A 2,997-nucleotide genomic window follows, 5' to 3' on the forward strand; every position below is an offset into this window, starting at 1 on the left:
TCCCCCCCCCTCCCCGTTGTTCTGTGCCCCTTCTACTCTCTGGTGTTTTTTGTGGGGCCCCCCCCCCCCCCCCACCACCCCGAACGATACGGATGCACAGCCATGGCCGGACCCGTTCTCGAAATGCGGTCGATCAGCAAGTCGTTCCCCGGCGTCAAGGCGCTCTCCCAGGTCAACCTGACCGTCTCGGCGGGCCAGGTGCACGCCGTCTGCGGTGAGAACGGCGCCGGCAAGTCCACCCTGATGAAGGTGCTCAGCGGGGTCTACCCGCACGGCAGTTACGAGGGCGAGATCCTCTTCGAGGGCGAACCCTGCCGGTTCAAGGACATCCGGGCCAGCGAGCGGCTCGGCATCGCGATCATCCACCAGGAGCTCGCCCTGGTGCCCTACCTGTCCATCGCCGAGAACATCTTCCTCGGCAACGAGCACGCCAGCCGGGGCATCATCAGCTGGCACCGGACCCTCACCCACGCCGCCGAACTGCTCCGGCAGGTCGGCCTCGACGAGAGCCCCCACACCAGGGTCGCCGATCTCGGGGTCGGCAAGCAGCAGTTGGTCGAGATCGCCAAAGCGCTGGCCAAGGAGGTCAAACTGCTCATCCTGGACGAGCCGACCGCCGCGCTGAACGACGAGGACAGCCGCAAGCTGCTCGACCTGATCCTGGAACTCAAGGCGCGCGGCATCTCGTGCATCATCATCTCGCACAAGCTGAACGAGATCGCCCGGGTCGCGGACGCCGTGACCATCCTGCGCGACGGCCGGACCATCGAGACCATCGCGATCGGCTCCGAGGGCATCGCCGAGGAGCGGATCATCCGCGGCATGGTCGGCCGCGACCTGGAACACCGCTACCCCGAGCGCACCCGGGACGTCGGCGAGGTCGCGTTCGAGGTCGAGGACTGGAGCGTCCGGCACCCGATCGACCAGCAGCGCACGGTGGTGGACGGAGCCTCGCTGAACGTGCGGCGCGGCGAGATCGTCGGCATCGCCGGTCTGATGGGCGCCGGCCGCACCGAGCTGGCCATGAGCGTGTTCGGCCGTTCGTACGGCCGGTGGGCCGGCGGCCGGGTGCGGCTGCACGGCCGGGAGATCCGCACCCGTACGGTGCCCGAAGCGATCGGGCACGGCATCGCGTACGTCACCGAGGACCGCAAACAACTCGGTCTCAACCTCATCGACGACATCAGCCGGAACATCTCGCTGAGCGCGCTCGGCAAGGTCACCCGGTTCGGCCGGGTCGACCGGCACGAGGAGACCCGGGTCGCCGAGACCTTCCGACGGACGATGAACATCAAGGCGCCGACGGTGTTCACCCGGACCGGCACGCTCAGCGGCGGCAACCAGCAGAAGGTCGTCCTCAGCAAGTGGATCTTCGCCGGACCGGAGGTGCTGATCCTCGACGAGCCCACCCGCGGCATCGACGTCGGCGCGAAGGCGGAGATCTACACCGTCATCGCCGAACTCGCCGCCCAGGGCAAGGCCGTGCTCGTCATCTCGTCCGAACTCCCCGAACTCCTGGGTCTGTGCGACCGGATCTACACCATGGCCGAAGGCCGGATCACCGGTGAGGTGGCCCGGGCGGACGCCACCCAGGAATCCCTCATGCGGCTCATGACCATGAGCGCCGCATCCAGCAACGAGCAGGTGTGAGGCATGGCCCAGACCGAGATCATCCCGGATTCGTCCCCGAAGGCACCGCGGGGCGGCCCGAGCCCGTCCGTCGGCGGCGTGCTGGCCCGCGCGCTGAGCGGCAACGTACGCCAGTACGGCATGCTGGTCGCTCTCGCACTCATCGTGCTGCTCTTCCAGTTCTGGACCGACGGCATCCTGCTCCAGCCGCTCAACATCACCAACCTGATCCAGCAGAACGGCTACATCCTCATCCTGGCGATCGGCATGATGATCGTCATCATCGCCGGGCACATCGACCTCTCGGTCGGTTCCCTGGCCGCCTTCGTCGGGGCGGCCGCCGCGGTGATGATGGTCAAGCACCACCTGCCCTGGCCCGTGGCGCTGCTGGCCGCGCTGGTGATCGGCGCGCTCGCCGGCGCCTGGCAGGGCTTCTGGATCGCCTACCTGGGCATCCCGTCGTTCATCGTCACCCTGGCGGGCATGCTGCTGTTCCGCGGCGGCACCCAGATCCTCCTCCAGGGGCAGTCGGTGGCGCCGTTCCCCAAGGGTTTCCAGAGCATCAGCAGCGGCTTCCTCCCCGAGGTGGGCCCGCACACCGACTACCACAACCTCACCCTCCTGCTGGGCCTCGCCGTGCTGGCCGTCGCGGTCCTCCAGGAGGTGCGCGGCCGGCGGCAGACCGCCTCGTACGGGCTGGAGCCGCTCCCGCTCGGGCTGTTCCTCGCCAAGCTCGCCGTGATCACCGCGGCCGTGGTGGTCTTCACGCTGCTGCTGGCCAGCTACCACGGCGTGCCGATCGTGCTGCTGATCCTCGGCGCGCTGCTGGTCGCCTTCGGCTATCTGATGCGCAACTCGATCATCGGGCGGCACACCTACGCCATCGGCGGCAACGAGGCGGCGGCCAAGCTGTCCGGAGTGAAGAGCAGGCGGGTCGTCTTCCTCGCCTTCACCAACATGGGCGTCCTCGCGGCGCTCGCCGGGCTGGTCTTCGCCGCGAGGCTCAACGCCGGCACGCCGCAGGCCGGCATCAACTTCGAGCTGGAGGCGATCGCCGCCGCGTTCATCGGCGGCGCCTCCGCCAGCGGCGGCGTGGGCACCGTGCTCGGCGCCATCATCGGCGGCCTGGTGCTGGGCGTGCTCAACAACGGCATGTCACTGGTCGGGATCGGCACCGACTACCAGCAGGTGATCAAGGGCCTGGTGCTGCTGGCAGCCGTCGGCTTCGACGTCTACAACAAGCGCAGGGCCGGCTCCTGACCCGGGAACGGCTGCGCGGGGACGGGTGGGGCGCCTCCACCACCCGGCCCCCGACCGGGGGAACACCGCCGCCCGGCACGGCTCCCCCCTGAATCCCGCGCCCCCGAC

2 protein-coding genes are annotated in these 2,997 nt (G+C 69.1%); both read left to right on the forward strand.

The window, feature by feature from the left end; genetic code table 11:
• The first annotated feature begins 102 nt into the window (after positions 1-102).
• Positions 103-1,650 carry a multiple monosaccharide ABC transporter ATP-binding protein gene (mmsA, locus tag ABZ497_RS36675; protein WP_359812460.1) on the forward strand — a complete coding sequence of 516 codons (1,548 nt, stop codon included), beginning with the start codon at positions 103-105 and terminating at the stop codon, positions 1,648-1,650.
• A 3-nt stretch (positions 1,651-1,653) separates the two neighbouring features.
• Positions 1,654-2,889: a multiple monosaccharide ABC transporter permease gene (gene mmsB, locus ABZ497_RS36680; RefSeq protein WP_329485146.1), complete on the forward strand. Its 1,236-nt coding sequence runs from the start codon at positions 1,654-1,656 to the stop codon at positions 2,887-2,889.
• Positions 2,890-2,997 lie beyond the last annotated feature (108 nt).

The sequence above is a fragment of the Kitasatospora sp. NPDC005751 genome (genome assembly GCF_040630835.1).
GTDB lineage: Bacteria > Actinomycetota > Actinomycetes > Streptomycetales > Streptomycetaceae > Kitasatospora.

Excerpts from the sequence above, each read along its gene's own strand:
- mmsA (WP_359812460.1), top strand. The coding sequence starts at position 103 with ATGGCCGGACCCGTTCTCGAAATGCGGTCGATCAGCAAGTCGTTCCCC.
- mmsB (WP_329485146.1), top strand. The coding sequence starts at position 1,654 with ATGGCCCAGACCGAGATCATCCCGGATTCGTCCCCGAAGGCACCGCGG.